The sequence below is a fragment of the Streptomyces noursei ATCC 11455 genome, assembly GCF_001704275.1.
Lineage (GTDB): Bacteria > Actinomycetota > Actinomycetes > Streptomycetales > Streptomycetaceae > Streptomyces > Streptomyces noursei.
The window spans coordinates 4559889-4586393 of record NZ_CP011533.1; the positions used below are offsets into that span (position 1 = coordinate 4559889).

General features: G+C 73.1%; 31 protein-coding genes and 1 tRNA gene. 26 read left to right on the forward strand and 6 right to left on the reverse strand.

Features of this window, described 5'->3' with window-relative positions; translation table 11 throughout:
* Positions 1 to 92: 92 nt before the first annotated feature.
* The 3 genes from SNOUR_RS19125 (at position 93) to SNOUR_RS19135 (ending at position 3106) form a co-directional block, all read left to right on the forward strand.
* Entirely contained in the window at positions 93 to 1565 is a 1473-nt protein-coding gene (locus tag SNOUR_RS19125) for an MFS transporter (protein ID WP_312632765.1), read from the forward strand.
* Positions 1566 to 1679: 114 nt separating this feature from the next.
* Positions 1680 to 1931 carry an NfeD C-terminal domain-containing protein gene (locus SNOUR_RS19130; protein WP_067348751.1) on the forward strand — a complete coding sequence of 84 codons (252 nt, stop codon included), beginning with the start codon at positions 1680 to 1682 and terminating at the stop codon, positions 1929 to 1931.
* A gap of 11 nt (positions 1932 to 1942) precedes the next feature.
* The gene (locus tag SNOUR_RS19135) at positions 1943 to 3106 is read left to right on the forward strand and encodes an SPFH domain-containing protein (protein ID WP_067348753.1); all 1164 of its coding nucleotides are present in this window, start codon (positions 1943 to 1945) and stop codon (positions 3104 to 3106) included.
* 79 nt (positions 3107 to 3185) lie between these two features.
* Here the strand turns inward: SNOUR_RS19135 and SNOUR_RS19140 are convergent, their stop codons facing one another.
* Positions 3186 to 3677, reverse strand: a complete 492-nt coding sequence (locus tag SNOUR_RS19140) for a MarR family winged helix-turn-helix transcriptional regulator (RefSeq protein ID WP_067348756.1) — start codon at positions 3675 to 3677, stop codon at positions 3186 to 3188.
* Positions 3678 to 3931: 254 nt separating this feature from the next.
* On the opposite strand from SNOUR_RS19140, the gene SNOUR_RS19145 reads away from it, so the two are divergent.
* The 3 genes from SNOUR_RS19145 (at position 3932) to SNOUR_RS19155 (ending at position 5958) form a co-directional block, all read left to right on the forward strand.
* Positions 3932 to 5143: a cytochrome P450 gene (locus SNOUR_RS19145; RefSeq protein ID WP_067348759.1), complete on the forward strand. Its 1212-nt coding sequence runs from the start codon at positions 3932 to 3934 to the stop codon at positions 5141 to 5143.
* A 53-nt stretch (positions 5144 to 5196) separates the two neighbouring features.
* Positions 5197 to 5391: a ferredoxin gene (locus SNOUR_RS19150; protein WP_039634416.1), complete on the forward strand. Its 195-nt coding sequence runs from the start codon at positions 5197 to 5199 to the stop codon at positions 5389 to 5391.
* Positions 5392 to 5607: 216 nt separating this feature from the next.
* Positions 5608 to 5958: a hypothetical protein gene (locus SNOUR_RS19155; protein ID WP_067358500.1), complete on the forward strand. Its 351-nt coding sequence runs from the start codon at positions 5608 to 5610 to the stop codon at positions 5956 to 5958.
* Between the two features lie 101 nt (positions 5959 to 6059).
* Here the strand turns inward: SNOUR_RS19155 and SNOUR_RS19160 are convergent, their stop codons facing one another.
* Positions 6060 to 6956 carry an MmyB family transcriptional regulator gene (locus SNOUR_RS19160; RefSeq protein ID WP_376738529.1) on the reverse strand — a complete coding sequence of 299 codons (897 nt, stop codon included), beginning with the start codon at positions 6954 to 6956 and terminating at the stop codon, positions 6060 to 6062.
* An 85-nt stretch (positions 6957 to 7041) separates the two neighbouring features.
* Here SNOUR_RS19160 and SNOUR_RS19165 point away from each other — a divergent pair, with 85 nt between their 5' ends.
* From SNOUR_RS19165 to SNOUR_RS19205, 9 genes are all read left to right on the forward strand, one after another.
* Positions 7042 to 8097, forward strand: a complete 1056-nt coding sequence (locus tag SNOUR_RS19165; RefSeq protein ID WP_067348762.1) for an NAD(P)-dependent alcohol dehydrogenase — start codon at positions 7042 to 7044, stop codon at positions 8095 to 8097.
* Between the two features lie 217 nt (positions 8098 to 8314).
* Positions 8315 to 8485, forward strand: coding sequence for a 50S ribosomal protein L32 (gene rpmF / locus SNOUR_RS19170; protein ID WP_039634423.1), 171 nt, complete (start codon positions 8315 to 8317; stop codon positions 8483 to 8485).
* A 7-nt stretch (positions 8486 to 8492) separates the two neighbouring features.
* On the forward strand, positions 8493 to 9737 hold the full coding sequence (locus tag SNOUR_RS19175; protein WP_067348765.1) for a GTP-binding protein: 1245 nt from the start codon (positions 8493 to 8495) through the stop codon (positions 9735 to 9737).
* 188 nt (positions 9738 to 9925) lie between these two features.
* Positions 9926 to 10423 (forward strand): LAETG motif-containing sortase-dependent surface protein, encoded by a 498-nt coding sequence (locus tag SNOUR_RS19180; RefSeq protein WP_067348768.1) that lies wholly within the window; start codon positions 9926 to 9928, stop codon positions 10421 to 10423.
* A gap of 26 nt (positions 10424 to 10449) precedes the next feature.
* Positions 10450 to 11130, forward strand: a complete 681-nt coding sequence (locus tag SNOUR_RS19185; protein WP_067348771.1) for an RNA polymerase sigma factor — start codon at positions 10450 to 10452, stop codon at positions 11128 to 11130.
* Entirely contained in the window at positions 11127 to 11678 is a 552-nt protein-coding gene (locus SNOUR_RS19190; RefSeq protein WP_067348773.1) for a hypothetical protein, read from the forward strand. The genes SNOUR_RS19185 and SNOUR_RS19190 overlap by 4 nt, the downstream gene beginning before the upstream one ends.
* A gap of 45 nt (positions 11679 to 11723) precedes the next feature.
* Positions 11724 to 12371 carry a DUF4232 domain-containing protein gene (locus SNOUR_RS19195; RefSeq protein ID WP_067348776.1) on the forward strand — a complete coding sequence of 216 codons (648 nt, stop codon included), beginning with the start codon at positions 11724 to 11726 and terminating at the stop codon, positions 12369 to 12371.
* Positions 12372 to 12548: 177 nt separating this feature from the next.
* Positions 12549 to 12845 carry a type II toxin-antitoxin system VapB family antitoxin gene (locus SNOUR_RS19200; RefSeq protein WP_030084955.1) on the forward strand — a complete coding sequence of 99 codons (297 nt, stop codon included), beginning with the start codon at positions 12549 to 12551 and terminating at the stop codon, positions 12843 to 12845.
* A 133-nt stretch (positions 12846 to 12978) separates the two neighbouring features.
* Positions 12979 to 13620: a LytR C-terminal domain-containing protein gene (locus SNOUR_RS19205; protein WP_079142772.1), complete on the forward strand. Its 642-nt coding sequence runs from the start codon at positions 12979 to 12981 to the stop codon at positions 13618 to 13620.
* Positions 13621 to 13686: 66 nt separating this feature from the next.
* Here the strand turns inward: SNOUR_RS19205 and upp are convergent, their stop codons facing one another.
* On the reverse strand, positions 13687 to 14322 hold the full coding sequence (upp, locus tag SNOUR_RS19210; protein WP_039634434.1) for a uracil phosphoribosyltransferase: 636 nt from the start codon (positions 14320 to 14322) through the stop codon (positions 13687 to 13689).
* A gap of 218 nt (positions 14323 to 14540) precedes the next feature.
* Here upp and SNOUR_RS19215 point away from each other — a divergent pair, with 218 nt between their 5' ends.
* The 3 genes from SNOUR_RS19215 to SNOUR_RS19225 all read left to right on the forward strand — a co-directional run bounded on the left by SNOUR_RS19215 (position 14541) and on the right by SNOUR_RS19225 (position 15858).
* A complete protein-coding gene (locus SNOUR_RS19215; RefSeq protein WP_067348781.1) occupies positions 14541 to 15062 on the forward strand; it encodes a tRNA adenosine deaminase-associated protein in 522 nt (173 codons plus the stop codon).
* A 64-nt stretch (positions 15063 to 15126) separates the two neighbouring features.
* Positions 15127 to 15705, forward strand: coding sequence for a nucleoside deaminase (locus SNOUR_RS19220; protein WP_079142773.1), 579 nt, complete (start codon positions 15127 to 15129; stop codon positions 15703 to 15705).
* Positions 15706 to 15773: 68 nt separating this feature from the next.
* Positions 15774 to 15858 (forward strand) — tRNA-Ser (locus tag SNOUR_RS19225).
* A 402-nt stretch (positions 15859 to 16260) separates the two neighbouring features.
* Here SNOUR_RS19225 and SNOUR_RS19230 read toward each other — a convergent pair.
* On the reverse strand, positions 16261 to 16743 hold the full coding sequence (locus tag SNOUR_RS19230) for a hypothetical protein (protein ID WP_067348786.1): 483 nt from the start codon (positions 16741 to 16743) through the stop codon (positions 16261 to 16263).
* A 30-nt stretch (positions 16744 to 16773) separates the two neighbouring features.
* The gene (locus SNOUR_RS19235; protein WP_067348789.1) at positions 16774 to 17553 is read right to left on the reverse strand and encodes a DUF2127 domain-containing protein; all 780 of its coding nucleotides are present in this window, start codon (positions 17551 to 17553) and stop codon (positions 16774 to 16776) included.
* A gap of 620 nt (positions 17554 to 18173) precedes the next feature.
* Here SNOUR_RS19235 and SNOUR_RS47185 point away from each other — a divergent pair.
* The 6 genes from SNOUR_RS47185 to SNOUR_RS19260 all read left to right on the forward strand — a co-directional run bounded on the left by SNOUR_RS47185 (position 18174) and on the right by SNOUR_RS19260 (position 22421).
* A complete protein-coding gene (locus tag SNOUR_RS47185) occupies positions 18174 to 18338 on the forward strand; it encodes a hypothetical protein (protein WP_167390733.1) in 165 nt (54 codons plus the stop codon).
* Between the two features lie 55 nt (positions 18339 to 18393).
* Entirely contained in the window at positions 18394 to 18687 is a 294-nt protein-coding gene (locus SNOUR_RS19240) for a Dabb family protein (protein ID WP_067348790.1), read from the forward strand.
* A gap of 245 nt (positions 18688 to 18932) precedes the next feature.
* Positions 18933 to 19742 carry an RNA polymerase sigma factor SigF gene (locus tag SNOUR_RS19245; protein ID WP_067348793.1) on the forward strand — a complete coding sequence of 270 codons (810 nt, stop codon included), beginning with the start codon at positions 18933 to 18935 and terminating at the stop codon, positions 19740 to 19742.
* Between the two features lie 190 nt (positions 19743 to 19932).
* A complete protein-coding gene (locus tag SNOUR_RS19250) occupies positions 19933 to 20772 on the forward strand; it encodes an RNA polymerase sigma factor SigF (RefSeq protein WP_039634447.1) in 840 nt (279 codons plus the stop codon).
* 166 nt (positions 20773 to 20938) lie between these two features.
* Positions 20939 to 21700: a hypothetical protein gene (locus tag SNOUR_RS19255; protein WP_067348795.1), complete on the forward strand. Its 762-nt coding sequence runs from the start codon at positions 20939 to 20941 to the stop codon at positions 21698 to 21700.
* A 241-nt stretch (positions 21701 to 21941) separates the two neighbouring features.
* Positions 21942 to 22421, forward strand: coding sequence for a VOC family protein (locus SNOUR_RS19260; protein WP_067348797.1), 480 nt, complete (start codon positions 21942 to 21944; stop codon positions 22419 to 22421).
* Positions 22422 to 22581: 160 nt separating this feature from the next.
* Here SNOUR_RS19260 and SNOUR_RS19265 read toward each other — a convergent pair whose 3' ends face one another.
* Entirely contained in the window at positions 22582 to 22800 is a 219-nt protein-coding gene (locus SNOUR_RS19265; RefSeq protein ID WP_067348800.1) for a hypothetical protein, read from the reverse strand.
* Between the two features lie 421 nt (positions 22801 to 23221).
* Between SNOUR_RS19265 and SNOUR_RS19270 the strand changes: the two genes are divergently transcribed.
* Positions 23222 to 23716: a MarR family winged helix-turn-helix transcriptional regulator gene (locus SNOUR_RS19270; RefSeq protein ID WP_079142774.1), complete on the forward strand. Its 495-nt coding sequence runs from the start codon at positions 23222 to 23224 to the stop codon at positions 23714 to 23716.
* A 101-nt stretch (positions 23717 to 23817) separates the two neighbouring features.
* The gene (locus SNOUR_RS19275) at positions 23818 to 26361 is read left to right on the forward strand and encodes an MFS transporter (RefSeq protein WP_466869205.1); all 2544 of its coding nucleotides are present in this window, start codon (positions 23818 to 23820) and stop codon (positions 26359 to 26361) included.
* Positions 26362 to 26505 lie beyond the last annotated feature (144 nt).

The window sequence follows — 26505 nt, forward strand, 5'->3', positions numbered from 1 at the left end:
CCGGCCCGTGGTGCGCGCGCGGTCGGTGGTAGCGAAAACACCAGCATAATCGGTCTCTGTACGGCCGTTCGGGGCTGCGCGAGCGTTGCGGCATGGCTCAGACATCACGTCCGGCCGGGGCCGTGCACAGCGCCCCGGCCCCTCTTCCCACGCCGCCCGCTGCGGCTTCCCGGGGCGCCCTCGCGCTCATCCTCACCGGCGCCTTCGTGGCCGTCCTGGACACCTTCATCGTGCTGGTGGCGGCCCCGGCCATCCAGGCGGACCTGCACGCCTCCGACGCCGACGTCCAGCTGATCCTGGCCGGCTACCAACTCACCTACGCCATCGCGCTGATCACCGGCGCCCGGCTCGGCGACCGCTTCGGCCGCAAGCGGCTGTTCCAGTGGGGGATGGCGCTGTTCACCGTCTCCTCCGTGGGCTGCGCGCTGGCGCCCGACGCGGGCGTGCTGATCGCCGCCCGGCTCGTCCAGGGGCTCTCCGCGGCCGCGATGTTCCCGCAGGTCTTCGCGATGCTCCAGGTGCTGGTGCCGGCCGAGCGGCGGTCCCGGGCGTTCGGGGCGCTGGGGGCGGTGATCGGCATCGCCGGTGCGGTGGGGCAGTTGCTGGGCGGCGTCCTGGTCTCCGCCGACCTGTTCGGCTCCTCCTGGCGCCCGGTCTTCTGGGTCAACGTGCCCGTCGGCCTGGTGGCGCTGGCGCTCACCGCGCGGTACGTGCCCGAGACGCGCGCCCCGCGGGCGCACCGCCTGGACCTGCCCGGGGCCGGGGTACTGACCCTGGCGCTGGCGCTGCTGGTCGTGCCGCTGGTCGAGGGGCGGGCCGCCGGCTGGCCCCGGTGGACGTGGTTCAGCCTGGCCGCCAGTGTGCTGGCGTTCGTGGTGTTCGCCCTGGTGGAGCGGCGGGTGGACGCGTCCGGTGGGGCGCCGCTGGTGCGGCTGCGGCTGTTCCGGGAGCGGCCCTTCGCGGTCGGCATGAGCCTGGTGCTCCTCGCCTACGCCGGCATCAACTCCTTCTTCCTGGTCTTCTCGCTCACCCTCCAGGACGGACTGGGGCAGGACGCCCTCGGCGCCGGGCTGTTCTACCTGCCGTTCGCGGTGGTCTTCCTCGCCACCAGCCTGCTGGCCGGGCGGCTCGCCCGCTTCGGGCGGCGGGTGCTGCAGGTCGGCGCCCTGATCACCTTCCTCGGCTTCGGCAGCACCGTCGTGGCGGCCGCCACCGCCGGCTCGGAACTGACCGCCTGGCAGCTGGTCCCGACCCTGGCCCTGGTCGGCGCCGGCAACGGCCTGCTGGTCACCCCGCTGCTGAGCGCGGTCCTCGCCGGCGTCCGCCCCGAGGAGACCGGGATGGCCTCCGGCCTGCTCTCCACCGGCCAGCAGGTCGGCGGCGCGGTCGGCGTGGCCGTCCTCGGCGTCGTCTTCTACGGTGCTCTCGGCCCCGCCGCCCACCAGGACACCGCCGCCTACGGCCACGCCATGATGTGGGCCCTGACCGCCAACGCCGCCCTCGCCGGGCTGGTCTCGCTGCTGCTGCCGTTCCTCCCAGACCCGGCGGCCCGCCCCAGGGCCTGACCGGGCGCACCACCGCAACGGCGCACCAACTCGCCGCCGTCCCGCCATAGGCCGCCGTGCACCGGAGCGCTATCGTCAGATCGAATAGAACGTAACGGGGGAGGGCAGCGATCGATGGCCCGGGATGAAGCCGTGATCGGCTGTACCGGAGTGCTGCTGATCGGCACGCGTGGAGCTGCCGGCCCCGGTGAGGTTCTGGTGCGGATCCGAGGCGGCTCCGAGACGTTCCTCGCCTGGTCCGCCGAGCCCCTTCCCGTCGGGGCGACCGTGCTCGTGATCGAGTCCCGTGGCCATCGCCAGGTCAACGTCATGGAGTGGGTCGATCCGTTGGACGCGTCGGCCGGCGACCCCGGCGACGCCGGTTGAGGAGACGAGTGATGTTCGGTTACCGCGTTCCTGCCCCTGATCAAGCCATGCTGATCTCCGGTGGCAGGCGGGGGCAGGGCGGTGCGCCATTTCGGGTGGTGACCGGCCACGGCAAGTTCGTGCTGCCGGTCTTCCGCAAGGTCCGCTTCCTGACGCTGGCGCTGTGCGAGTCCGAGGTCGCCGAGAAGTGCGTGACCCGGCAGGGCATCGCGCTCACGGTGCGTGCCGTGATCGCTTTCAAGGTCGGCAACGACACCGAGAGCATCGTCAACGCCGGCCAGCGCTTCCTGTCCGACCAGGACCAGATGTCGATCCTGACCGGCCGGATCTTCGCCGGTCATCTGCGCTCCATCATCGGCTCGATGACGGTCGAGGAGATCGTCACCGAACGGCAGAAGCTGGCCACCGAGGTCCTGGAGACGTCCAAGACCGAAATGGCCAAGATCGGCCTGATCGTGGACTCGTTGCAGATCCAGTCGATCGACGACGGCGACACCGGCTACATTGAGGCGATGTCCGCCCCGCACAAGGCGGCCATCCAGCGCCAGGCGCAGATCGCCCAGGCCCAGGCCACCCAGGCGTCCGTCGAGGCGCAGCAGGAGGCGGCGCGCAATCAGGCCGAGTACTCCCGCCAGACCGCGGTGGTCCAGGCCGAGTACTCCGCCGAGGTGGACCGCGCGCAGGCCCGCGCCGCGCAGGCCGGCCCGCTCGCCCAGGCCCACGCCCAGCAGGAGGTGTTGGCCGCCCAGACCGAGCTGGCCGAACGCCGCGCCCGGCTGCGCCAGCAGGAACTGGTCGCCGAGGTCGTCAAGCCCGCCGAGGCGGAGGCCGAGCGCATCAAGCTGCTGGCCACGGCCGAGGCCGAGCGGATGAAGATCCAGGCCGAGGCCGCCGCCTCGCACGACCGGGTGGCCCTGGACCGGATGCTGATCGACCAGCTCCCGCAGATCGTCAAGGAGGCGTCCGCGGGCCTGGCCAACGCCAACGTCAACGTCCTCAACGGCACCGACGGCCTGGGCGAGATCGCCGCCGGCCTGGTCGGCCAGGGCCTGACCATCCTGGACTCGGTCCGCCGCAACCTCGGCACCCCGGCCTCGTCCGACACCGCGGGCGGCGGGACCGGCTCCGGCAACGGGACCGGCACCGCGCACAGCGGCCGCGTCGAGATCGAGTAACTCCGGCGCCGGCCGACCGGCACCCGGGGCGGTCGCCTCGCGGCCGGTCCCACGCCGCTCGCCGCGGGACCGCGGGACGCTACGCCCCGCGGCCCCGCGGCTCCTCCATGTGCGACTCGCGGACATAGACCACGAGGCGGTCCAGCACCGCCCTGGTGGTGTCCAGGTCGGCGTCGTCGAAGTCGCTGAGCGCCTGGCGCAATCCGTCCAGCCTGGCCTGCCGGAAGCTCTCCAGGACAGCCCTGCCGTGCGGTGTGATCGCGATCCGGCGGACCCGCCGGTCCAGCTCGTCCAGGGTGCGCTCGACGAGGTTCTGCGCCTCCAACTGGCTGATCTGCCGGGTGACATGCGGCGGTTCGACCATCATCTGCACCGCGAGGTCGCCGACCCGGCTGACGCCTCCGCTGTCCTCCAGCGCCATCAGCAGATACAGGTCGGAGCGGCCGGCCGTGACCCCCGCCCGGCTCGCCTGCCGCTCGTGCGCCTGCGAGCGGGTGAGCAGATAGGACAGCGTGGCCAGCACTTTTTGCAGGGCGATGGTGGAGTCCTGGTGGAGCGCGGGGTCCGGCATGGGGGAACTGTAGCGGGCCCGATCCTCGGACCGGCCGCTTCTCATACCAGGATCCGTACCCCCCGGGCCCCTGCCCCGAGGACCGGCCGACGGCGGTGCGCCGTCGCCCGTCTTCGGCCCCTGCACCATGCGGTTTGAGCCAACATCGGACCGGTCGCGTTCCATCCTTCCCTCCTCCACCCGACCTGGGTTAGCGTGACGAACAACTTAGTTACCTAAGTTAGGTAATTAACTCACGCGGAAGGACCGGCCGCATGACGACCGCAGAACGCACCGCTCCCCCCGACGCCCTCTCCGTCCCGGCCAGCCGCGCCCCGGGCTGCCCCTTCGACCCCGCCCCGGGCATCACCGACGCGGCCCGCACCGAACCGATCACCCGGGCGACGCTCTGGGACGGCTCCGCATGCTGGTTGGTGACGAACCATCAGGACGTCCGGACGGTGCTCGGCGACCCGCGCTTCAGCGCCGACGCCCACCGCCCCGGTTTCCCCTTCCTCACCGCCGGCGCCCGCGAAATCGTCGGCTCCGGCCGGACGTTCATCCGCATGGACGACCCGGACCACGCCCGGCTGCGCCGGATGCTCACCGCCGACTTCATGGTCAAGAAGGTCGAGGCGATGCGCCCGGAGGTGCAGCAGCTCGCCGACGACCTGCTCGACCGGATGACCGCCGGGCGCACCTCAGCCGACCTGGTCACCGACTTCGCGCTGCCGCTGCCGTCCCTGGTGATCTGCCTGCTGCTCGGCGTCCCCTACGAGGACCACGAGTTCTTCCAGGAGCGGAGCCGGATCCTGCTCTCCCTGCGGTCGACGCCCGAAGAGGTCCGGGCCTCCCAGGACGAGTTGGTGGAGTACCTGACCCGACTGGCCCAGGCCAAGCGGGAGAAGCCGGACGACGGCATCGTCAGCCGCCTGGTCGCCCGCGGCGAACTCGCCGACGGGGACATCGCCACCATGGGGCGCCTGCTGCTGGTCGCCGGCCACGAGACGACCGCCAACATGACCGCCCTGTCCACCCTCGCGCTGCTCCGCAACCCCGACCAACTCGCCCGGCTGCGCGCCGAGCCCGCCCTCGTCAAGGGCGCCGTCGAGGAGCTGCTGCGCTATCTGACGATCGTGCACAACGGCGTCCCCCGGATCGCCACCGAGGACGTCGTCGTCGGCGGGCGCACCATCCGCGCCGGCGAAGGCGTCCTGTGCATGATCAACTCCGCCAACCGGGACGCCGGCGTCTTCCCCGACGCCGATGCCCTCGACGTGGCCCGGGACGCCCGCCGCCACGTGGCCTTCGGCTTCGGCGTCCACCAGTGCCTGGGGCAGCCGCTGGCCAGGGTGGAGCTCCAGATCGCCGTGGAGACCCTGCTCCGCCGGCTGCCGGACCTGCGGCTGGCCGTGCCCTACGAGGAGATCCCGTTCCGCGACGACATGGCGATCTACGGGGTCCACTCGCTGCCGATCGCCTGGTAGTCCCGGCGTCCCGCCCCTCGACCACCGTTCACCACGCACCACTTGGGAGCATCATGCGCATCCACGCCGACCAGGAGAAGTGCTGCGGCGCCGGCAGCTGCGTCCTCGCCGCGCCGGACGTCTTCGACCAGCGGGAGGAGGACGGCATCGTGGTCGTCCTCGACCCCGCGCCGCCGGCCGCGCTCCACGACGCGGTCCGCGAGGCGGCGGCCATCTGCCCGGCCGCCGCGATCACGGTGACCGACTGACCCACCGCCGGGCCGACCCACCGACCGGCCCACCGGCGCCCCGCTTCCCGGTTCCCGCCCTGGCCGCGGGACCCGGGGCGGGCCGCCGAAACCCCTCCCGGCCGAGGGATCGATTCGGCGCCCTCCCTTCGAGGGACGGCAGGCATCACCGGACGTCCGAGCGGGCAGCGAACCAGCCGTACCACGCCAACTTCCTTGGCCCGAAAGGACGTTATGATGCGCCGCCTCCGTCGCACGCTGGCCGCCGCGGCCGGCTCGGCGGCCCTCGCGCTGGCCCTGCCCACCGCCTCGGCCCACGCCGCCACCGGCTACTTCAGCTACGTCTACGAGGCCCCGGGCGGCGGGGCGCGACCCGGCTTCCTCGTCGCCCCTCCGAGCGGGAAGTGCGTCACGCTCCCCGAGGCGATCCAGGAGTACCTGCCGCCCGCGCACTCGCCGCGCAACCACACCGCGTCCACCGCCACGGTCTTCGCCGGCCCCTACTGCACCGGCGCCCACTTCACCCTGCGCCCGGAGGGCGGCCACGGCTCGGAGCGGCTCAAGCTCCGTTCGGTGCGCTTCTCCTGAGCCCCAGCCCTCCCCGACCCGGGCCCGTCCGAGGGGCGTACAGCCGCCACGCCCCTCGGACGGGCCCGCCCACGTCTCGACGCCCCTACGGCTCGGCGGCCCTACGCCGGCAGGCCGGCCGTCAGCGTCCGCAGCGCCGCCTCGGACGGCGAGCCCGGCGCGGCGTGGTGGGTCACCAGCGTCTGCCCCGGTTCGGCCGCCACGAGCAGCGTCTCGTAGGTGAGGGTCAGCGGGCCCACCACCGGGTGGTCCAGCTGCTTCACGCCGAAGCCCTTGTCCCTGATGTCGTGCCGGGCCCAGAACCGTCGGAACTCCTCGCTGGACACGGTCAGTTCGGTGATCCGCGCGGTCAGCGCGGGGTCGTCCGGGATCCGCGCCAGCTCCTGCCGGAGCAGCGAGACCGTCACCTCCGCCTTGTCCTCCCAGTTCACGTACAGCGCACGGGTGGCCGGGTCCAGGAAGACCTGCCAGGCCAGGTTGCGCCGCTCGGGCGGCAGCGCCGGGAAGTCGCCGAACACGGCGCGGCCCAGCCCGTTCCAGCCGATGATGTCCAGCCGTCGGCCCACCACGAACGCGGGGACCAGCTCCAACGCGTCCAGCAGTTGCCGGCACGCGGGCCCCACCCGCTGCGGGCCGGCGACCGGCCGGGCCCGGCGGGGGACCGGGCGGACCAGGTGCCGGAGGTGGTCGCGCTCGGCCGGGGTCAGCCGCAGCGCGGTGCCGAGCGCCGCCAGCACGGCGTCCGAGACGTTCTGGCCGTGGCCCTGCTCCAGCCGCGTGTAGTACGCCACGCTCACCCCGGCCAGCTGCGCCAGCTCCTCGCGGCGCAGCCCCGGCACCCGGCGCCGCGCGCCGCGCTCGGGCAGCCCGACGTCCCCGGGCCGCAGCCGGGCCCGCCGCGAGCGCAGGAAGTCGCTCAGCTCGGTGCGCCGGTCGACGACCACCGGCGCCGGCCGCCCCGCCCGGTCGCCGGGCCCCGCGGGCTTCCCGCCCCCCAAGGGGGTTCCGTCAGTAGTAGGCACGCCATGCATACGTTCAAGGGTGCACTGGTTGGGCGGGGCGGAACGACACATCCTCGGTGGCATGACCCACACCTCTGTCGCCGCGTACGCCGCGCCCGCACCGAAGGCACCGCTGGAGCGGATCACGATCCCGCGCCGCGAGCTGGGTGCCCACGACATCCTGATCGACATCAAGTTCTCCGGCATCTGCCACTCCGACATCCACACCGTGCGCGCCGAGTGGGGCGACGGCGGGAACTTCCCGATCGTGCCCGGCCACGAGATAGCGGGCGTGGTCGCCGCGACCGGCTCCGAGGTCACCCGCTACCGGGTGGGCGACCGGGTCGGCGTCGGCTGCTTCGTCGACTCCTGCCGCGACTGCGAGAACTGCCGGGCCGGCCTGGAGCAGTACTGCACCGGCGAGCTCGGCACCGTCAACACGTACAACGACACCGACCGGCACGGTGAGATCACCCACGGCGGCTACGCCAGCCACCTGGTCGTCGACGAGAACTACGCGCTGCGCATCCCCGACGCGCTCCCGCTGGACGCCGCGGCCCCGCTGCTGTGCGCCGGCATCACCCTCTACTCCCCGCTCGCCCACTGGCAGGCGGGCCCCGGCAAGAAGGTCGCCGTGGTCGGCCTGGGCGGCCTGGGCCACATGGGCGTCAAGATCGCGCACGCCATGGGCGCCGAGGTCACCGTCCTGAGCCAGTCGCTCCGCAAGAAGGACGACGGCCTGCGGCTCGGCGCCGACCACTACTACGCGACCAGCGACCCGGCCACCTTCGAGGCGCTGGCCGGCACCTTCGACCTGATCGTCAACACCGTCTCGGCCGACCTGGACCTCAACGCCTACCTCGGGCTGCTGCGCACCGACGGCACCCTGGTCCAGCTCGGCGCCCCCGAGAACCCGCTTCCCATCGCCCCGTTCGCGCTGATCGGCGGCCGGCGGTCGTTCGCCGGGTCGCTGATCGGCGGCATCGCGGAGACCCAGGAGATGCTCGACTTCTGCGCCGAGCACGGCCTGACCGCGGACATCGAGGTGATCGGCGCGGACCGGATCAACGAGGCGTACGAGCGGGTGCTGGCGAGCGACGTCCGCTACCGCTTCGTCATCGACGCCTCGACGATCTGAGCCGTCGCGCCGCGCACCGGCGCGCCGACCCGTCCTGCCGACGACCCGACGCACCGTGCGCGGGACGAGCGCCCGGGGCCGCCCCCACTGGCCGCCCCGGGCGTTTCGCGTGCCGTGACCCCAGGCACCGCACCAACACTCTACTTGGAAATGGTAGCCATTTCCATATAGCCTCCGTCCCGACCGGCACCCACCCGATTCCCGGAGGCCCGCCACCATGGCCGTACCCAAGCGCAAGCTCTCCCGCAGCAACACCCGCCACCGCCGCGCCCAGTGGAAGGCCAGCGCCCCGCGACTGGTGCCGCTCACCCTGGACGGCGTCGTGTACCAGGTGCCGCAGCACCTGGTGAAGGCGTACCGGCTCGGCCTGCTCGACCCGAAGGGCTGACCGGGCCATGACCCACCCCCGGCTGCCCGTCACCGTGCTCTCCGGCTTCCTGGGCGCGGGCAAGACCACCCTGCTCAACCACATCCTGGGCAACCGGGAGGGCCTGCGGGTCGCGGTGATCGTCAACGACATGAGCGAGGTCAACATCGACGCCGCGCTGGTCCGCGGCGGCGACGCGGCGCTCTCCCGCACCGAGGAACGGCTGGTCGAGATGACCAACGGGTGCATCTGCTGCACCCTCCGCGACGACCTGCTGGAAGAGGTCGACCGCCTCGCCCGGGCCGGCCGCTTCGACTACCTGCTGATCGAGTCCAGCGGGATCTCCGAGCCGATGCCGGTCGCCGCCACCTTCGCCTTCCCGCGCGACGACGGCGCCACCCTGGGCGACCTGGCCCGCCTGGACACCATGGTCACGGTCGTCGACGCGGCCAACTTCCTGCCCGAACTGGCCGGCGGCGACGCCCTGGTCGAGCGCGGCCTGGACCAGTACGAGGACGACGAGCGCACGGTCAGCGACCTCCTCATGGACCAGATCGAGTTCGCCGACGTCCTCGTCCTCAACAAGACCGACCTGGTCGACCCGGCCACCGCCGAACGCCTCCGCGCCACCCTCGCCCGCCTCAACCCGGCCGCCCGGGTCGTCCCCGCCCGGCGCGGCCGGGTGCCGCTCGCCGAGGTCCTGGGCACCGGCCGCTTCGACCTCGAACGCGCCCAGCAGGCGCCCGGCTGGGTGCGGGAGCTCAACGGCGACCACGTCCCGGAGACCGAGGAGTACGGCATCTCCAGCACCGTCTTCCGGGCCGACCGCCCCTTCCACCCGGGCCGCCTCTGGCGGTTCGTCACCGAGCGGATGGACAGCGGCGACTACGGCGACGTGCTCCGCTCCAAGGGCTTCTTCCGCCTCGCCACCCGGCCCGGCATCACCGGACTGTGGTCCCAGGCGGGCGCGGTAGCCCGCTTCGAGCCGTCCGGGACGGACGCCGACGACGCCTCCGACGGGACCGCCGGCGCCCCCGCCGAGCCGCTCGGCCCGTCCGGCCAGGAACTCGTCTTCATCGGCACCGGCCTGCGCCCGGAGCCGCTGCGCTCCGCCCTCGCCGCCTGCCTGCTCGACCCCGGCGAGCCGGCGCCCACCGCGGCCGAGGACCCGTTCCCGGCCTGGGCGGTGCACGGCCCGGACGACGTCTGCGCGTCCGCCCCCGGGACGGCGGAGGTGCCCGCCGCCGTGCCCCGGCCCGCGGCGGCCGGCTGACCTGCGGCGGCAGCCCCGGCCGGGGCACGGAGCGCCGGGCCCCACCCGGCCACCGGATACGGTCACGGGAGCGCCGGCGGCCCGCCGAAAGTTTTTCGCGCCGGGCGGCAACCCCGCCCCAGGCCGCACGTCGTCTCGGGTGAGGGCGCCCTCGGGCGCCACCCGTTGACGAACTGGAGCAGCCGACCGTGAACCCGTCCCGTACCGCGCGCACCTCCCGCACCGTCCGCCACCGTCTGAGCCGTTCGGCCGGTGCCGGTCTGCTCGCCGCGATAGCGCTCACCACCGTCGCGACGGCCGGTACCGCCCAGGCCGCCACCGCCTCCTCGGGCCCGGCCGCCAGCGCCACGCCGTCGCCGGCCCCGACCAACCCCCCGGGCCACAGCGCCTCCCCCGTCCCCTCCCCCACCCTGCCGTCCGGCCACAGCGCCACCCCCTCGCCGGCCCCGACCCACCCCGGCGGCCACCGGCCGACCCCCACCCCGTCCTCGCCCGGCGACCGGCCGAGCCCCGTCCCCAGCCACCCCGGCAGCCACCCCGCGCCGGCCCCCGACGGCGGCGACCGCAAGCAGCTCGCCAAGACCGGCGCCTCCTCGGCGACCACCCTCGCCCTGGGCGGCGGCGCGGCCGCCCTGATGCTCGCGGGCGGCGGCGCGCTCTACGCGGTCCGCCGGAACCGCGCCTGACCCCGCCCCGGTCCGCCCGAGGAACGATGGCCCACTACGCCCCGCACCCGACCCCGGCACGGTTCGCCCTGCCGGGGCTCCGGCCTGCCGCCTGGCGCCGGCTGCTGCGCGCCGTCCGCCGCGAGTCGCCGCCCCGCCACCCCGCGGCCGTCCACCAACTCCCGCCGCCCGCACGGCAGTCGACCCGCGAACGGGACGGCGCGCCGCCCCCGGAACCGCACCGCCCCACCCTCACCGAGCTGTACCACGCCCACCGGCTGAACATGGTCCGGCTGGCCGTCCTCCTCGTCGACGACCGGGCCACCGCCGAGGACGTCGTCCAGGACGCGTTCACCGCCCTCTACAAACGCCACGGCGAACAGCTCGGCGAGGTCGACAACGCCCTCGCCTACCTGCGCACCGCGGTGGTCAACGCCGCCCGCTCGGTGCTGCGCCGCCGCCGCACCGCCCGCGACTACACCCCGCCGCACGAGGCCGCCGCGCCGTCCGCCGAGGAGCGGGTGGTCCTCGACGAGGAACACCGCGAGGTCTTCGCCGCGCTCGGCGGGCTCACCGCGCGCCGCCGCGAGGTCCTGGTCCTGCGCTACTGGGGCGACCTCACCGAAGCGCAGATCGCCGCGACCCTGGGCATCAGCCGCGGCGCGGTGAAGTCCCTGGCCAGCCGCGCCCTGGACGCGCTGGAGAAGATCCTGGAGGAACGGTCTTGAGCACCCGCGACCCCGCCCCCTGGGACACCGCCCCGCAACGGCCCGTCGAGGACCGACTGCGCCGCGCCCTCGCGGCCCGCGCCGACGCCGTCGACGCCCACGACCTCCGCCCGGCGGCGCCGCCCGGCCCCCACCTGCGCCGCGCCCGCCTCCCCCGGCCCGCCTTCCTCAGCCGGTTCCGGCCGCGCCGCCTCGTCCTGCCGCTGGCCGCCGCGGCGGGCGCCGCCGCCCTCGCCCTGGCCGCGCACCTCGCCACCACCCCCGAGCGCCCGCCGGCCCGTCCGCTGCCCGCGTCCCCGCCGAGCCCCGCCACGCCCTCCCCGGGCACCGGCACCCCGGCCCCGTCCCCGTCCGTCCCCGACGCGTCCCCGGACACCGCCCCCGGCGCCACCCGCACCGGCCCGGGCACCCCCTCCGGCCGCCCGCCGCACCGCACCGCGCCCCCCGTGCCCCGCACGCACCCGACCGGCCGGGCGGGCCGCGCCACCACCCCGACGCCGTCCGCGTCCGCCCCGCCGACCGGGAAGGCGACTCCCAGCGTTCGCTGACCGACCCTTGCCCGCACCGTCCCCCCGTGCCCGAGAATCGTGCCCATGCCCTTCCGGCCCGCCCCCGCGTCCCCGGCCCCGCCCCGCCGCACCGACGCCGCCCGCCGCGCCCGCACCCTCGCCGCCGCCCTCCTGGCCGCCACCGCCCTGCCGCTCACCGCCTGCCAGGACGGCGGCGGCTACCGCGCCGCCCTCCCGCGCGCCGTCTCCCCCGCCCCGTCCCCGCCCTCCGGCCCCGCCCCCCGCGCCCGGGACGCCTGTACCCCCGAGATGCTGCGCTTCCACGCCGGCGCCGAGCCGCACCGCGCCCGCCACATGCTGCTGACCGTCACCAACATCTCGGACCGCACCTGCACCTTCGCCGCCCAGCCCTACCCCCTGCTGCATTTCGGCGACCACCGCCCGGGCCCCGTCCCGCCCCTCCCGTACAGCCGGCCGCACGCCCCCGTCGCGCTGCCGCCCGACGGCACCGCCTACGCCGTGGTGCTCACCGACGCCCAACCCGGCGGGCCGGGCGGCCGGAGCGCCCCGCGCAGCACGGCCGAAAAGGCGTCCCAGTTCGGGGTCGCACTGGCCGAGCGCACCACCCCCGCGCAGGTCGGCGTCGACGACCACGGCCCGGTCCGGGTGGATCCGGACACCGCCGCGGTCACGTACTGGCAGCCGAGTCTGGCGGACGCCGGGCGGTGGTGAGCCGACCGGGCTCGCGGCGCCGCGCGACCACCGCGACCGGACGAGCGAGCGATAGCCCGTTCGTGCCGTATCAGCCAGCTCATCACCCACCAATGATCCGAAATTGCCGTGATTGATCTCGTTTGCTCCACCGCCTCCTGGCTGCGCCCGGTGCCCCCAGCCCGGTAGGCTTTCCGTGTGATCTTCAAGCGCATCGGAAATGGGCGGCCGTACCCGGACCACGGTCGGGAGAGCACCCGCCAGTGGGCGGACGTCGCCCCGCGCCCGGTACGCCTCGACCAGTTGGTGACCACCAAGCAGCAGCTCGACCTCGAAACGCTGCTCGCCGAGGACTCCACGTTCTACGGCGACCTCTTCGCGCACGTCGTGAAGTGGGAGGGTGACCTGTATCTGGAGGACGGCCTGCACCGGGCGGTCCGCGCTGCGCTCCAGCAGCGCCAGGTGCTGCACGCCCGCGTCCTCGAACTCGGCTGACGGCTTCCCCGCCGCCCGCGTCCACCCCGACCACCGGCGTGGACGCCAGCTGAATTGGCCCACTCGGGTTTCCCGCACACAACGCACTGATCATCTAGTAGGCACGGCACACGCCCGGCACTACGCTGCGGCCATGAGCATGCTGACGCCTCCCGGCATGGGCGGTAAATACCGCATCAAAGGCGACAGGTACCCGCGGATGCGCCGTCCCCGTCACCGTCGTCGCATCGTCCTCGGCATCGTGGCCGGCGCCTGCGCCCTGGGGCTGGTCGGCTGGGGAACCCTGCAGCTCATCGACGTCTTCGGCGGCAAGGGCAGTACGGCCCAGGCCGCGCAGGACAAGAGACATTGCCCGTCCGGCACCGCCGGCCGCGCGAGCGCCGCCCCGCCCGCCGCCAAGCCGCCCGCCCCGGCGTCCCTGACCGTCAACGTCTACAACGCCACCGAGCGCGCCGGACTCGCCAAGCGCACCGCAGACGAACTCCAAAAGCGCGGCTTCAAGATCGGCAAGGTGGGCAACGCCCCGGCCGCCTACGACAAGAAGGTCAACGGCACCGGCATACTGATCGGCCCCACGGCCGCCACCGCCGGCCCGCTGAAGGTGCTGGCCACCCAGCTGGCCGGGGCCCAGCTGAAGACCGACGGCCGGCAGACCGCCGACCTCGACCTGATCCTCGGCGGCGGCTTCAAGGCCCTCGCCACCCCGCAGGAGGCCACCGCGGCCCTGTCCCTGCTGACCCGCCCGGCTCAGCCCCCGGCCACCGCCACGTGCTGAGCACGCCACGGGGCCCCGCACCGGGTTCGTGGTGCGGGGCCCCGTGGCACGCCGGGAAGGGGTGCTTCAGCCGGCGGTGCCGTACATCCGGTCGCCCGCGTCGCCCAGGCCCGGGACGATGTAGCGGTCCGCGTTGAGGTGCTCATCGACGGCGGCGGTGACCACCGTGACCGGCGTACCGGCCAGCTCGCGCTCCATGACCTCGACGCCCTCGGGCGCGGCCAGCAGACAGATCGCGGTGACGTCGTCCGCCCCACGCTTGATGAGTTCCCTGATCGCCGCGACCAGCGTGCCGCCGGTGGCCAGCATCGGGTCGACGACGTACACCTGTCGACCCGACAGGTCGTCGGGCATCCGCGTGGCGTACGTGTGCGCCTCGTAGGTCTCCTCGTTGCGGACCATGCCCATGAAGCCGACCTCGGCGGTGGGCAGCAGCCGGACCATGCCGTCGAGCATCCCCAGACCGGCCCGCAGGATCGGCACGACCATGGGTCGGGGGTGGGACAGCCGCACGCCGGTGGTCGCCGTCACCGGCGTCTCGATGTCGACCTGCTCGGTGCGCACATCACGGGTGGCCTCGTAGGCGAGCAGGGTGACCAGCTCGTCGGCGAGCCGCCGGAAAGTCGGGGAGTCGGTGCGCTTGTCGCGCAGAGTGGTGAGTTTGTGCGCCACCAGCGGGTGGTCGACGACATGGATCCGCATGACGTCGACAGTAACCGAGCCGCGGGGCCCCGGCGCCCGTCGCGCACCGCCCACGCTCCGGCACGTGAGCGACATCTCTCACAACGTCCGCACGACGCAGCGTCGAAGACGGCGCGCGGACGCGATGTTTCTGCCACGATTCCGAAGGGGCGGGAAGCAGCGGCGTGCAGCGCCGCCCCGCCCGGCCCGGCACGCCCCTGACCAGTGGGAGAGTCACGGTGTACTTCGCCGCACTGCTCGCGCGCACCGAAGACGGGTGGGAAGCGAGCGATACAGAGCTCGACGATGTGGAAACGCTGACCGATCTGGCCGACCTGGCCCGAGAGGCAGCGGTCGAAGACGACACGGTGGTGGTCCTCATCGAGCAGGAGGACGCCTGGTTCGGCATCATCCGGGTCGACGGCGAGGAGGACCCCAGGGTCTTCGTCTCCAACGCCGCGGTGGCCGCCAGGAGCTCGTACGGCACGATGTTGACCGACGAACTCCTCGGCCGCGACGACAGCGCTGGCGACGAACTCGACAGCCTCGACCTGGACGGCACCGAGGACGGCGAACCCGAAGCGGACCACGACCTCGACGACGACGCCGAGACGGCCATGGTGAGCGGCCCGCTCGGCGACGCCGGGCTGCTCGGCGACCTCGGCGTCACGGAGAAGGAACTGCTCACCCTCGACGGCGACGCGCTCGGCGCGATCGCCGACGCCCTCGGCTGCACGGACCTGCTGGAAGCCGTGCGCTGAGCCCCGCCGGGCCCACGTTCCGCCCCTGGGCCCGGCCCCCGGCCACGTCCCCGACACTGGGGACATGACCGTCCCCCCATCAGCCCCCCTCCCCTCCGCCGCACCCGACCCGCTGCGCGCCCCCTGGATCGCGCCGATGCGTCGGGCCCTGGTGGAGGCCGCCCGCGCCCCCGGGACCGGTGACGTCCCGGTGGGCGCCGTCGTGCTGTCCGCGGACGGCACGGTCCTGGGCACCGGCCACAACGAACGCGAGGCCACCGGCGACCCCACCGCGCACGCCGAGGTCCTCGCCCTGCGCGCCGCCGCCGAGACCCTACGGAAGGAAGCCTCGCGAGCGGGGTCCCTCCGGGCGGAGTCCGGGGGAGGTTCCGGCCAGGGTGGTGGGCGACGGGCCGGAGAATGGCGCCTGACCGGCTGCACCCTCGTCGTCACCCTCGAACCCTGCACGATGTGCGCCGGCGCGATCGTCCTCTCCCGCGTCGACCGGGTCGTCTACGGCGCCCGCGACGCCAAGGCCGGCGCCGTCGGCTCGCTGTGGGACGTGGTCCGCGACCGCCGCCTCAACCACCGCCCCGAGGTCATCACCGGCGTCCTGGAGCCCGACTGCGCCGCCCTCCTCACCGCGTTCTTCCGCGACCGCTGACCGCCGCGCGACGCCCGTCCCGCCATCCGATTTCGGCGCACGGGGCCCTTTGGGCTAAGCTCTCTCTCGGTAGCGTGTCCGAGCGGCCGAAGGAGCTCGCCTCGAAAGCGAGTGTGGCGCAAGTCACCGAGGGTTCAAATCCCTCCGCTACCGCTTTCAGAACCGCCTCCGATCTGCGCGAGCAGGTCGGAGGCGGTTTTTGCGTTGCCGCCGCCCCGCACCGCGGAAGACCGCTCTGAGGGGACGTCAGGCTCCGGGGCGGGCGTCGGTGGGGCGGACCTGGCCGCGGCGGCGGCGCGCGCCCGTCGGCCGCGCGCCCGTCGTGGCAAGCGGAGGGAATACCAAGGGCATTGGCGACAGGGCATGGGCGACCGTGCCGCGGTAGCGGGCGTACGGCCGGTCCCGCGTCGGCCCGTTGGGCGGGCGGCGGCGCCAAGGGGCGGCGGCAGGCGGCAGTTGCCGGGCCGACGACGGAAAACGGGGGCGGCCGGAGCCCGGTGTGGACTCCGGCCGCCCCCGCGGTGCGCGCAAGGTGCGGAAAACCGACCTGATCCGTCAGCCCCGACGGCGGAAAGCCTTCCGGATGAAGTGCACGATCATCCAGATCAGCAGGATCACGATGACGATGATCACCACGATGATCACGATCAGGAAGATGCCGAGCTTCTTGAAGAAGCCCATCTTCTTCTTCGGCTTGTCGTGGGACTTGAACGACGCCTGCTGCGTGACGTGGTGGTAGCTGCTGCTGTGCGTGGTGTGCCGCCACTTCAGGGCGGTCGCGGGGGCCGCCTCGACGCGCGCGGCGTCGGTGGCGGCCGTCCGGGCGCCCGGCGCGGCCTGCGCGGCGGTCACGGCGGCGGGGCGGGCCGCGGCGGCCTCGGCCAGTCCGGCGGCGGCGGCCGGACCGGCGGCCGCGGCCAACATGCCGAACAGCAGCGCCAGCACGACCATCGGGCGGCGGCGGGCCACGGCCCGACGGCCGGGTGCGTGCGGCGAACCGGACTGCCGGTGTGCGGAGTTCATGAGCGTGAGTCGCATGGGATTCGCTTTCCCCCTCGTACGGTGCGTTCAGCCATTATGGGCGGGTGTGGGCATTCCGGCGGACGTCTCGACCTCCAGCAGGGAGGCGCTCCGGCGCTCCTCGTCGAAGGCCGCGCGGCCGCCCCGCAGCCCGAACAGCCGCTTGCCGATGGCGATGTAGAGCACCGCGAGGATGTTGATGGCCAGGGTGGCGATCTTGAGCCAGCTGACCTTCTCGGTCAGCTCGTAGATCTCCAGCGGCAGGAACGCGGCGGTCGCCACCACCGCCAGGTACTCCGCCCAGCGCTTGGACATCCACAGTCCGACGCCCTCGACGATCTCCACCAGCGCGTACGCGAGCAGGAGCGCGGCCACCACCATCAGGGTGGAGTGCTTGTAGCCGAAGGTCTTCCGGATGGTGTCGACGATCGGGGAGTGGTCCAGGTCGTAGTGGAAGTGGACGGCGATCGGGCGGACCACGTCCAGGTTCTTGTCGAAGAACTGGCGGACGGCGTCCTGGCTGTTGCTGAACTGCCACACGGCGAGCGCCGCCAGCACCACGAACACCCCGCGCAGCGCCCGCTCCACGGCCAGGAACCGCAGGAGGAACAGGTCCCGCAGCACCTTGCCGCGCGGGACCAGCGGGGCGCCGGCGGCCGGCCCGGAGCCGTGCGGCTCGCCGAGCACGAAGTCGCCGCAGCGCAGACAGCGCCAGGCCGCGCCCAGGGCGGTACTGGCGTGCAGTTTCGCCTCCAGGTGCGCCTCGTGCGGACGGTAGGTGATGTGCCCGCGCCGCGCGCAGGTACGTCGGTTCCAGTCGATGCTCATCGCGGGAGCCCCCGGTTTTCCTCTCGTCGTTCCGCGCGGGCCGGTGCCACGGCGGTCGGCCGCCGCGGGCCGGCCCGCGCTCCGTGCCGGCCGATTGTCGCGTACATGAGGTGATCCGCGACCTACGGGGATGCCTTACGGGGAGAGGGACGAGAAGAACGGTCCTGAGGTTGCCGGAGAACGGCCCGGACCGGTGCGCGCGCCCGGCGCGCGGGGGTATGGCCGGGGGAGGCGGGCCAGGGGGTTGGAGCCGCCTCCCCCGATGAGGACCGGGCCCCGAGTCCACGCCGCGCTGTCAGGGAGCACGCGGCACGGACCCCGCAGTGGGGCGCTGGTCCCGGGGCCCCGCGGATTCCTGCCAGACCCGCGGTGGCCTCATGACCCATCCTGCCTCCCGCGGTCCGCCCCAACAGCCGGGCGAAGGGCCCTCCTTGGAGGGCCTTTGGTCCATAAGACCCGTGTGAAGGACAGGGCCGGACGGGGTGCGCCGCCTCGCCCGGTCGAACACGTGTGGTTACACTCGCCCGACCGCACCGGCAACCGGGGCGGCCACCGGGGCCAGGGGGGTCGCGGGGGAACGCCGTAGGGCGCAGGGACCTGCCGCAGGGGAGACGGAACTGATGGCGACAGCGAAAAAGGTCGCGTTGTACCTGGTCGTCATCTTCGTGCTCTGGACGATCATCGCCACCCCCAAACGGGCCGCCGGCCTCGTCCAGATAGGCTTCGAGGGCATCTCGTCGGCCGCGCAGAGCGTCGGCGAGTTCATGACCCAGCTGGTCAGCTAGGTCCCAGTCGGCCCACCGGACCGGCTGCGCATCGTCCCGCCGTACGGAGGTCGCTGTGATCCGCCACCTGGTCCTGTTCAAGCTCAACGAGGGCGTCTCGCGCGACGAGGAGCGGGTGCAGGCCGGCGTCCGGGCCTTCGCCGCGCTGGAGAAGGAGATCCCGGAGCTGACGTTCTGGGAGTGCGCCTGGAACATCACCGACCGCCCGATCGCCTACGACTTCGCGATCAACTCGGCCGTCGCCGACACCGACGCCCTCAAGCGCTACCTGGAGCATCCTGCCCACCAGGCGGCTGCCGCCCAGTGGCGCGAATTCGCCACCTGGGTGATCGCCGACTACGCGATCTGAAACGCCCCGGCGCCACCCGCGCCGCCGCACCCACCCAGAGCCCCTCGCCCCGCGGGGGGCTTCGCCGTGCGGCCGGACGGCCCGTCGCACCCCTCGCGCGCCCCCGGTATCCGCCAACTCTCTCTTCAACACGGCGTTATGAGGTGCTTGCACACAGTGGACATGTCTTGTGATGCTATGACCGCTTTTGCCGGATACATGCGATGCGCGAAACATGCTGCGAAAAATGCACTGTGAAGGGTGGCGTGACCGTGACGGCCCGTACTGCACCCAAGGCTCCTGCCCGCGAGAGCCGTAGTGCGGACACCCGGGCGCTGACGCAGGTGCTCTTCGCCGAGCTGGCGGGCCTGGAACCCGGCACCCCCGAGCACTCCCGCGTCCGCGCCGCCCTGATCGAGGCCAACCTCCCGCTGGTCCGCTACGCCGCGGCCCGCTTCCGCAGCCGCAACGAGCCGATGGAGGACGTGATCCAGGTCGGCACCATCGGCCTGATCAACGCCATCGACCGGTTCGACCCGGAGCGCGGCGTCCAGTTCCCGACCTTCGCCATGCCCACCGTCGTCGGCGAGATCAAGCGCTACTTCCGGGACAACGTCCGCACCGTCCACGTCCCGCGCCGCCTCCACGAGCTGTGGGTCCAGGTCAACGGCGCCACCGAGGACCTCACCGTGCTGCACGGCCGCTCCCCGACCACCGCGGAGATCGCCGAGCGGCTGAAGATCGGCGAGGACGAGGTGCTGGCCTGCCTGGAGGCGGGGCGTTCGTATCACGCCACATCCCTGGAGGCCGCTCAGGAGGGCGACGGCCTGCCCGGCCTGCTGGACCGCCTCGGCTACGAGGACCCCGAGCTGGCCGGCGTCGAGCACCGGGACCTCGTACGGCACCTCCTCGTCCAGCTCCCCGAGCGCGAGCAACGCATCCTTCTGCTCCGTTACTACAGCAATCTGACGCAGTCCCAGATCAGTGCGGAGCTCGGGGTTTCGCAGATGCACGTCTCCCGGCTACTGTCGCGGAGCTTCGCCCGCCTGCGATCCGCAAACAGGATCGACGCCTAACCGGCACGGGCGACCCGTTCCTGCACAGATATGTCGACAAGACGCTACAGCGCGTTGCCGACATGTGACATTCTGCAGGAACCGCGTTTGCCGTGGTGCTGCCTCCGGTATTCAGGTGGAGGTATACCTCCTCGGTCCGCCCTGGGCCGGGGACGCCGCAGCGACCCGTCCGCGACCTCAAGGGGGTGGCATGTCCGTAGAACTGGGCAGCTCGAAGGTGCTTCCCGCGATTCCCGCGCCGGCACCACACGTGCATGACGACGTCGACGCCATCAACACCCGCTCGCTCTCCCGGTCCCTGTTCCTGCGGCTCGCCACGCTCGACAAGGACTCCGCCGAGCGCGCGTACGTGCGCGACACGCTCATCGAACTGAACCTCCCGCTCGTGCGGTACGCCGCCGCGCGCTTCCGCAGCCGCAACGAGCCGATGGAGGACATCGTCCAGGTCGGCACCATCGGCCTGATCAAGGCCATCGACCGTTTCGACTGCGAACGCGGGGTGGAATTCCCGACGTTCGCGATGCCGACGGTGGTCGGCGAGATCAAGCGGTTCTTCCGCGACACCTCCTGGTCCGTGCGCGTCCCGCGCCGCCTCCAGGAGCTCCGCCTGGCCCTCACCAAGGCCAGCGACGAGCTCTCCCAGAAGCTGGACCGCTCGCCGACGGTGCCCGAACTCGCCCTGTGCCTGGGGGTGTCGGAGGAGGACGTCGTCGACGGCCTGGCGGTGGGCAACGCCTACACCGCCTCCTCGCTCGACTCCCCCTCCCCCGAGGACGACGGCGGCGAGGGCTCCCTCGCGGACCGCCTCGGCTACGAGGACACCGCGCTGGAGGGCGTGGAGTACCGCGAGTCCCTCAAGCCGCTGCTGGCCAAACTCCCGCCCCGGGAGCGCCAGATCATCATGTTGCGCTTCTTCGCCAACATGACGCAGTCGCAGATCGGCGAGGAGGTCGGCATCTCCCAGATGCACGTCTCCCGGCTGCTCACCCGCACGCTGGCGCAGCTCCGGGAAGGGCTGATCTCGGACTGAGGAACGGTCCGCCGAGGGACAGCCGTTCCCCGGTCGCTCGGCGGACAGCAAGAAGGACGGCGCCGCACGTCCGCGGACCGACCGGCTCCGCCCCACCGGCCGCGTGCCGGCCCGCGCTCCGCGCACCTCTCTTCACACCTGATGCTCCGTCAGCAACACTGTCCCGATGCGACGGACGACGACTGTTGCCTCCGCCTCGGCGGCCGTGCTCTGCCTGGGCGTCCTCCTCACCGGCTGCGCCGACGCGGCCGGTTCCGGCTATGCCGCGGTGGGCGCGGCAGGCCCCTCGGACGACACCGCGGCGACGAAGCCCGCACCCCCACCGGGCGGCGTCGAGCTGACGCCCCTGGACGGCGGCGGTGACGGCTCCGGGCCCTCCGACCGCTCCGGCCCGCCCGAGTCCCCCGGCCCGGCCGACCCGGGCCCCTCTCCGGCCCCGACGGGCAGCAGCCCCTCCGGCGCCCCCACCGCGTCGCCCCCGACCACCCCGCCCGGCTCCTCGGCGGGCACCCCGGCCGGCCACGGCGACGACGGCACCCCCGGCTCCAACCCCCCGTCCGCGCCCGGCGGTTCCCCCGCGCCGCGGCCGCCCTCCCCCACACTCCCGGCCGGTCCCGGCGCCCCGTCCGGCCTGGTGGTGGGCAAGCCGGTGCTCGCCGACACGGACGTCCGCTGGTGCCAGCAGATCACCATCGCCTTCCTCGACACCGGCGACCGCCCGGTCACCGCCGGCACGGTCACCTTCGGCAGCCATGTCATCGGCGCCCTCGGGATCGACTGGGCGACGCTGGAGTCCACCCGCCCCCTCCCGCTCCCGCTCGCCCCCGGCACGCCGGCGACCGGCCGCTGGCGGGTGTGCGTGGACGCCTGGCGGGTCCCGTTGGGGATGCACCTGGACACCCGGGACGTGACCTTCAAGTGGAAATGACAGCACGGTAGTTAACGGCGATTTTCGGTCAATGACGGCGACCGTGGGACGGCCGCCCGGTCGGCTCGGGAGAGGGGGCCGCGGCGGGCGGTCCGGCGGCCGCGGAATTCCCCACCCGAATGGCGATGAGTCCGGCACCGCACGGCGGTCGATACAGAGAGTCGATGCACAAGAGCGGCCCCCGGCCGTCATCGCCGACCACGACCGCCCGGCCGTCCGGCCCGAACACCAGGAGCGCGCCATGCCGAAGATCACGCCCAACCTCTGGTTCGACACCCAGAGCGTGGAGGCCGCCGAGTTCTACTGCTCGGTCTTCCCGAACTCACGGATCACCAACATCACGCACTACACCGAGGCCGGCCCGCGTCCGGCCGGCACCGTGCTGACCGTCGAGTTCGAGCTCGACGGCCAGGAGTACCTCGCGATCAACGGCGGTCCGGAGTTCACCTTCGACGAGGCGATCTCACTGGCCGTCACCTGCGCCGACCAGGAGGAGGTCGACCACTACTGGACCCGGCTCTCCGAGGGCGGCCAGGAGGGCCCCTGCGGCTGGCTCAAGGACAAGTACGGACTGTCCTGGCAGATCGTCCCGGAGGCGATGGCCGGCCTCCTCCAGGACGCCGACCCGGCCCGCGCGACCCGCGCGATGCGGGCCATGCTGGGCATGAAGAAGCTGGACCTCGCGGCCCTGCGGGCGGCCGCCGACGGCGCGACGGGCTGACGACGGGGGCACCGACGCGCGGGGCCCGGGTCGCCGCGCCCGCCGCGGCCTCCCGGGCCCCGCGCGCGGCCGGCGCCGCACCGTCATGTCGTCAGTTCGCCGCCGTACGGCCGGAGTTCGTCGGCGGGAGCGGGGCGTTCGGCCCCGCGCCGTCGTGTCGTCAGCTCAGGGCCAGCCAGGCGGCGCCGGCGATCACCACGAGGGCGACGATCACGCCGACGATCAGGCCGACGCGCGGGCCGCTCGACGCCTGTTGGGGCGCGGGGGCGCGGCGGGCGCCCTGCGGGGTGCCGCCCTCGTCGACGAAGGCTTGGAACATCTGCGTGTTGCCCGCCGGGTCGTAGTTGCCCCCGGCCTGGTTCTGCGGGTTGGTCGCCATGATGGAGGACCCTAGCGAACCCCGGGCCCGGGGGCACCCCGGGGTCGCGTATCCTCCGCGAGCGGGCGCGGGCGCGGGCACGGACGGTCGGGCCGGCGCGCCTACCGAGCGCATACCCGCCGGTCACGGAGTGCAGGCGTGGGGTCTACGCGGGGCCGCGTGACGCGTACATGGCGTGAGATGCGGGACGGGCATGAGGGGCAGGGCGGCACAAAGGTCGCGCACCCATCGCCGGATCGCTCATTTACCGCACTGACCAGCACCTTTACACGCCAAAACGGCTCCCTTGGGTTACCCGTGACCCAGACTTTGCCAGTCCCATACCACTCCCGCCGAGCAAATCGTTTGCCTTCAGCAACCAACTTTGCCTATGGTTGCCCCAAGCAACAAAACACCGCGAAGGTTGCGCAGGTGAAGAGGCGTGGAGGAGCCGGTGGCCGCTCGAAGTCAATACGAAGAGCTGGCCCGGCAACTCAGCGCCATCGGGGCCGTCAAGCGGGAGATGGGGCGGATGCTGCCCCAGGACTGCCCGCCGGCGTCGGCCGGGGTGCTCACGCTCCTCGACCGGCACGGCGAGATGCGGATGAGCCAGCTGGCCGAGCTGCTCGCGATCGACATGTCGGTGACCAGCCGGCACGTCGCCCATGTCGCCGAGCGCGGCTGGATCGAGCGCAAGCCCGATCCGGTGGACAAGCGGTCGCGGCTGCTGCGGCTGACCCCGAGTGGCAGGGAGCTCCTGGCGGAGCTCGCCGAGCGCTACACCCAGACGCTCGCCCGGTACTTGGACGACTGGACCGACACCGACGTCGGACACCTCGTCGAGCTGCTCGCCAGGCTCCGCACGAGCTTCGGCGACTGCCGCATCCGGGCACATCACGACTCCCCCGCCACCACCCGTACCCCCGCAGCAGGATGAAAAGGAAGTAAAGGAACCACATGGCTACGACCTCACCAGCAGGTGTGCGGGGCGGGCATGCCAAGCATGGGGGCGGCCACGGCGCTTCCCATGACGGCCCCATGACACACCGTCAGATCATGGAGGCGCTGTCCGGGCTGCTGCTCGGCATGTTCGTCGCCATCCTGTCGTCGACGATCGTCTCCAACGCGCTGCCGCACATCATCCATGACCTGGGCGGCGGCCAGAGCGCGTACACCTGGGTCGTCACCGCGGCACTGCTGTCGATGACCGCGACCACACCGCTGTGGGGCAAGCTCTCCGATCTGTTCAGCAAGAAGGCGCTCGTCCAGATCGCGCTGGTCATCTACGTCGGCGGCTCGGTCGTCGCCGGTCTGTCGCAGAACACCGGCATGCTGATCGCCTGCCGTGTGGTGCAGGGCATAGGCGTGGGCGGTCTGTCCGCCCTGGCCCAGATCGTCATGGCCGCGATGATCTCCCCGCGCGAGCGCGGGCGTTACAGCGGCTACCTGGGCGCGACCTTCGCGGTCGCGACCGTCGGCGGCCCGCTGCTCGGCGGCGTCATCACCGACACCAGCTGGCTCGGCTGGCGCTGGTGCTTCTACGTCGGCGTGCCGTTCGCCGTCATCGCGCTGATCGTGCTCCAGAAGACCCTCAAGCTCCCGGTCGTCAAGCGCGCGGGCGTCAAGGTCGACTGGGCCGGCTCGTTCTTCATCGCCGGCGCGGTCACCCTGCTGCTGGTGTGGGTCACCCTGGCCGGCAAGAACTACGACTGGATCTCCTGGCAGACCTTCGCCATGGTCGGCGGCGCGCTGGTGCTCGCGGTCATCTTCGTGATCATCGAGAACAAGGCCGCGGAACCCCTGATCCCGCTGCGGCTGTTCCGCAACAAGACGATCACCCTGGCCACCGTCGCCTCGATGTTCGTCGGCATCTCGATGTACAGCGGCACGGTCTTCTTCTCGCAGTACTTCCAGCTGGCCGAGGGCAAGAGCCCGACGATGTCCGGCGTCATGACCATCCCGATGGTCATGGGCCTGTTCCTCTCCTCGATGATCTCCGGCCAGATCATCACCCGCACCGGGCGCTGGAAAATCTTCCTCGTCAGCGGCGGTGTGCTGCTCACCGCGGGCCTCGGCCTGCTGGGCACGCTGCGCACGGACACCCCGTACTGGCACGCCGCGATCTATATGGCGCTGATGGGCCTCGGCGTCGGCATGATGATGCAGAACCTGGTCCTGGCGACCCAGAACCAGGTGGCGCCCCAGGACATCGGATCCGCCAGCTCGCTGGTCACCTTCTTCCGTACCCTCGGTGGTGCGGTGGGCGTCTCGGCGCTCGGCGCAGCACTCGCCAACCGCGTCACGCACTACGTGACCGACGGGCTGACCGCCCTCGGTCCCAAGGCCGCCGCGGCGGCGAGCCACGGCGGCGGCAGCAGCGACGGCATCCCCGACCTGTCGGCGCTGCCGGCCCCGATCCGGTCGATCATGGAGGACGCGTACGGGCACGGCGTCGGCGATGTCTTCCTCTACGCGGCTCCGTTCGCCCTACTCGCCCTGATCATCACCCTGTTCATCAAGGAGGTCGCCTTGCGCAGCAAGTCCGGTTCGGAGCGCGCCCTCGCCGGAGACGGCGACGGCGACGCGTCCCAGGCCCCCGCGGCCGCCGCGGCACCGGCCCCGCTCGCCGCGTCCGCCCCGGCCCCGGCGTCCGCCGCCGCGGCCGAGGAGCGCGAGCCCGCCCTGGTCGGCGCCGCCCCCTCCATATCCGACTCCCTGTCCGACGACGACCTGCACACCCCCTCCTGGGCCAAGCCGGCCCCGGCGGCCCAGCCCCTGGCGGCGTACGCGTCGGCCGGCGGCGACGCCCTCCCGGCCGGGCCCTCGATCCACGGCTTCGTCCGCAACGCCGAGGGCAACCCGGTGCCCCGCTCCGCCGTCACGCTGATCTCGCTCAGCGGCCGGCAGTTGGGCCGCTCGGTCGCCCAGGCCAACGGCTCGTACGTGCTCGGCGCCCCGGGTGCCGGCTCCTACGTCCTGATCGCGGCGGCCGACGGCCACCAGCCGCAGGCGTCCACGGTCGTCGTCGGCGACCAGCCCTACGGCTACGACATCCTGCTCAGCGGCACCAGCGGCCTGACCGGCCAGGTCCGCAGCGCGGTCACCGGCGCGCCGGTGGGCGGCGCGATGGTCGTCGTCACCGATGTCCGCGGCGAGGTGCTGGCCACCGGCCGGACCACCGCCGAGGGGTCCTTCTCCTTCGGCGAACTGGCCCCCGGCACCTACACCCTGGCGGTCAACGCGGCCGACTACCGGCCCACCGCCCAGCCCGTCGAGATCGGCGGCCAGGGCACCACCCGGACCGAGATCGAGCTGCTGTCCGGCGCTCGGGTGCAGGGTGTGGTCCGGGCCGGGGCGCAGCGCGCGCCGCTGGCCGACGCCCGGGTCACCCTGGTCGACGCGGCGGGCAACGTCGTGGCCACCTCCACCACCGGTGCGGACGGCGCGTACGCCTTCACCGACCTGGACGCCGGCGACTACACGGTCATCGCGAGCGGCTACCCGCCGGTCGCCTCCGGCCTGGCCATCGAGGCCGGCGGTGTGGACGGCTACGACGTCCAGCTCGCCCACCCCGGGGACTGACCCCGGACCCGGGCCCCGCGACCGCGGCGGCCCGGGCGACACACCCCGGACCGGGGCGCGCATCGAGCGGAGACGCGCCCCGGGCCGGACCCGGGGCTCCGGCAGCGGCGCTGCGCACAGGCAGGGGACGGCCTGCAGCGCCGC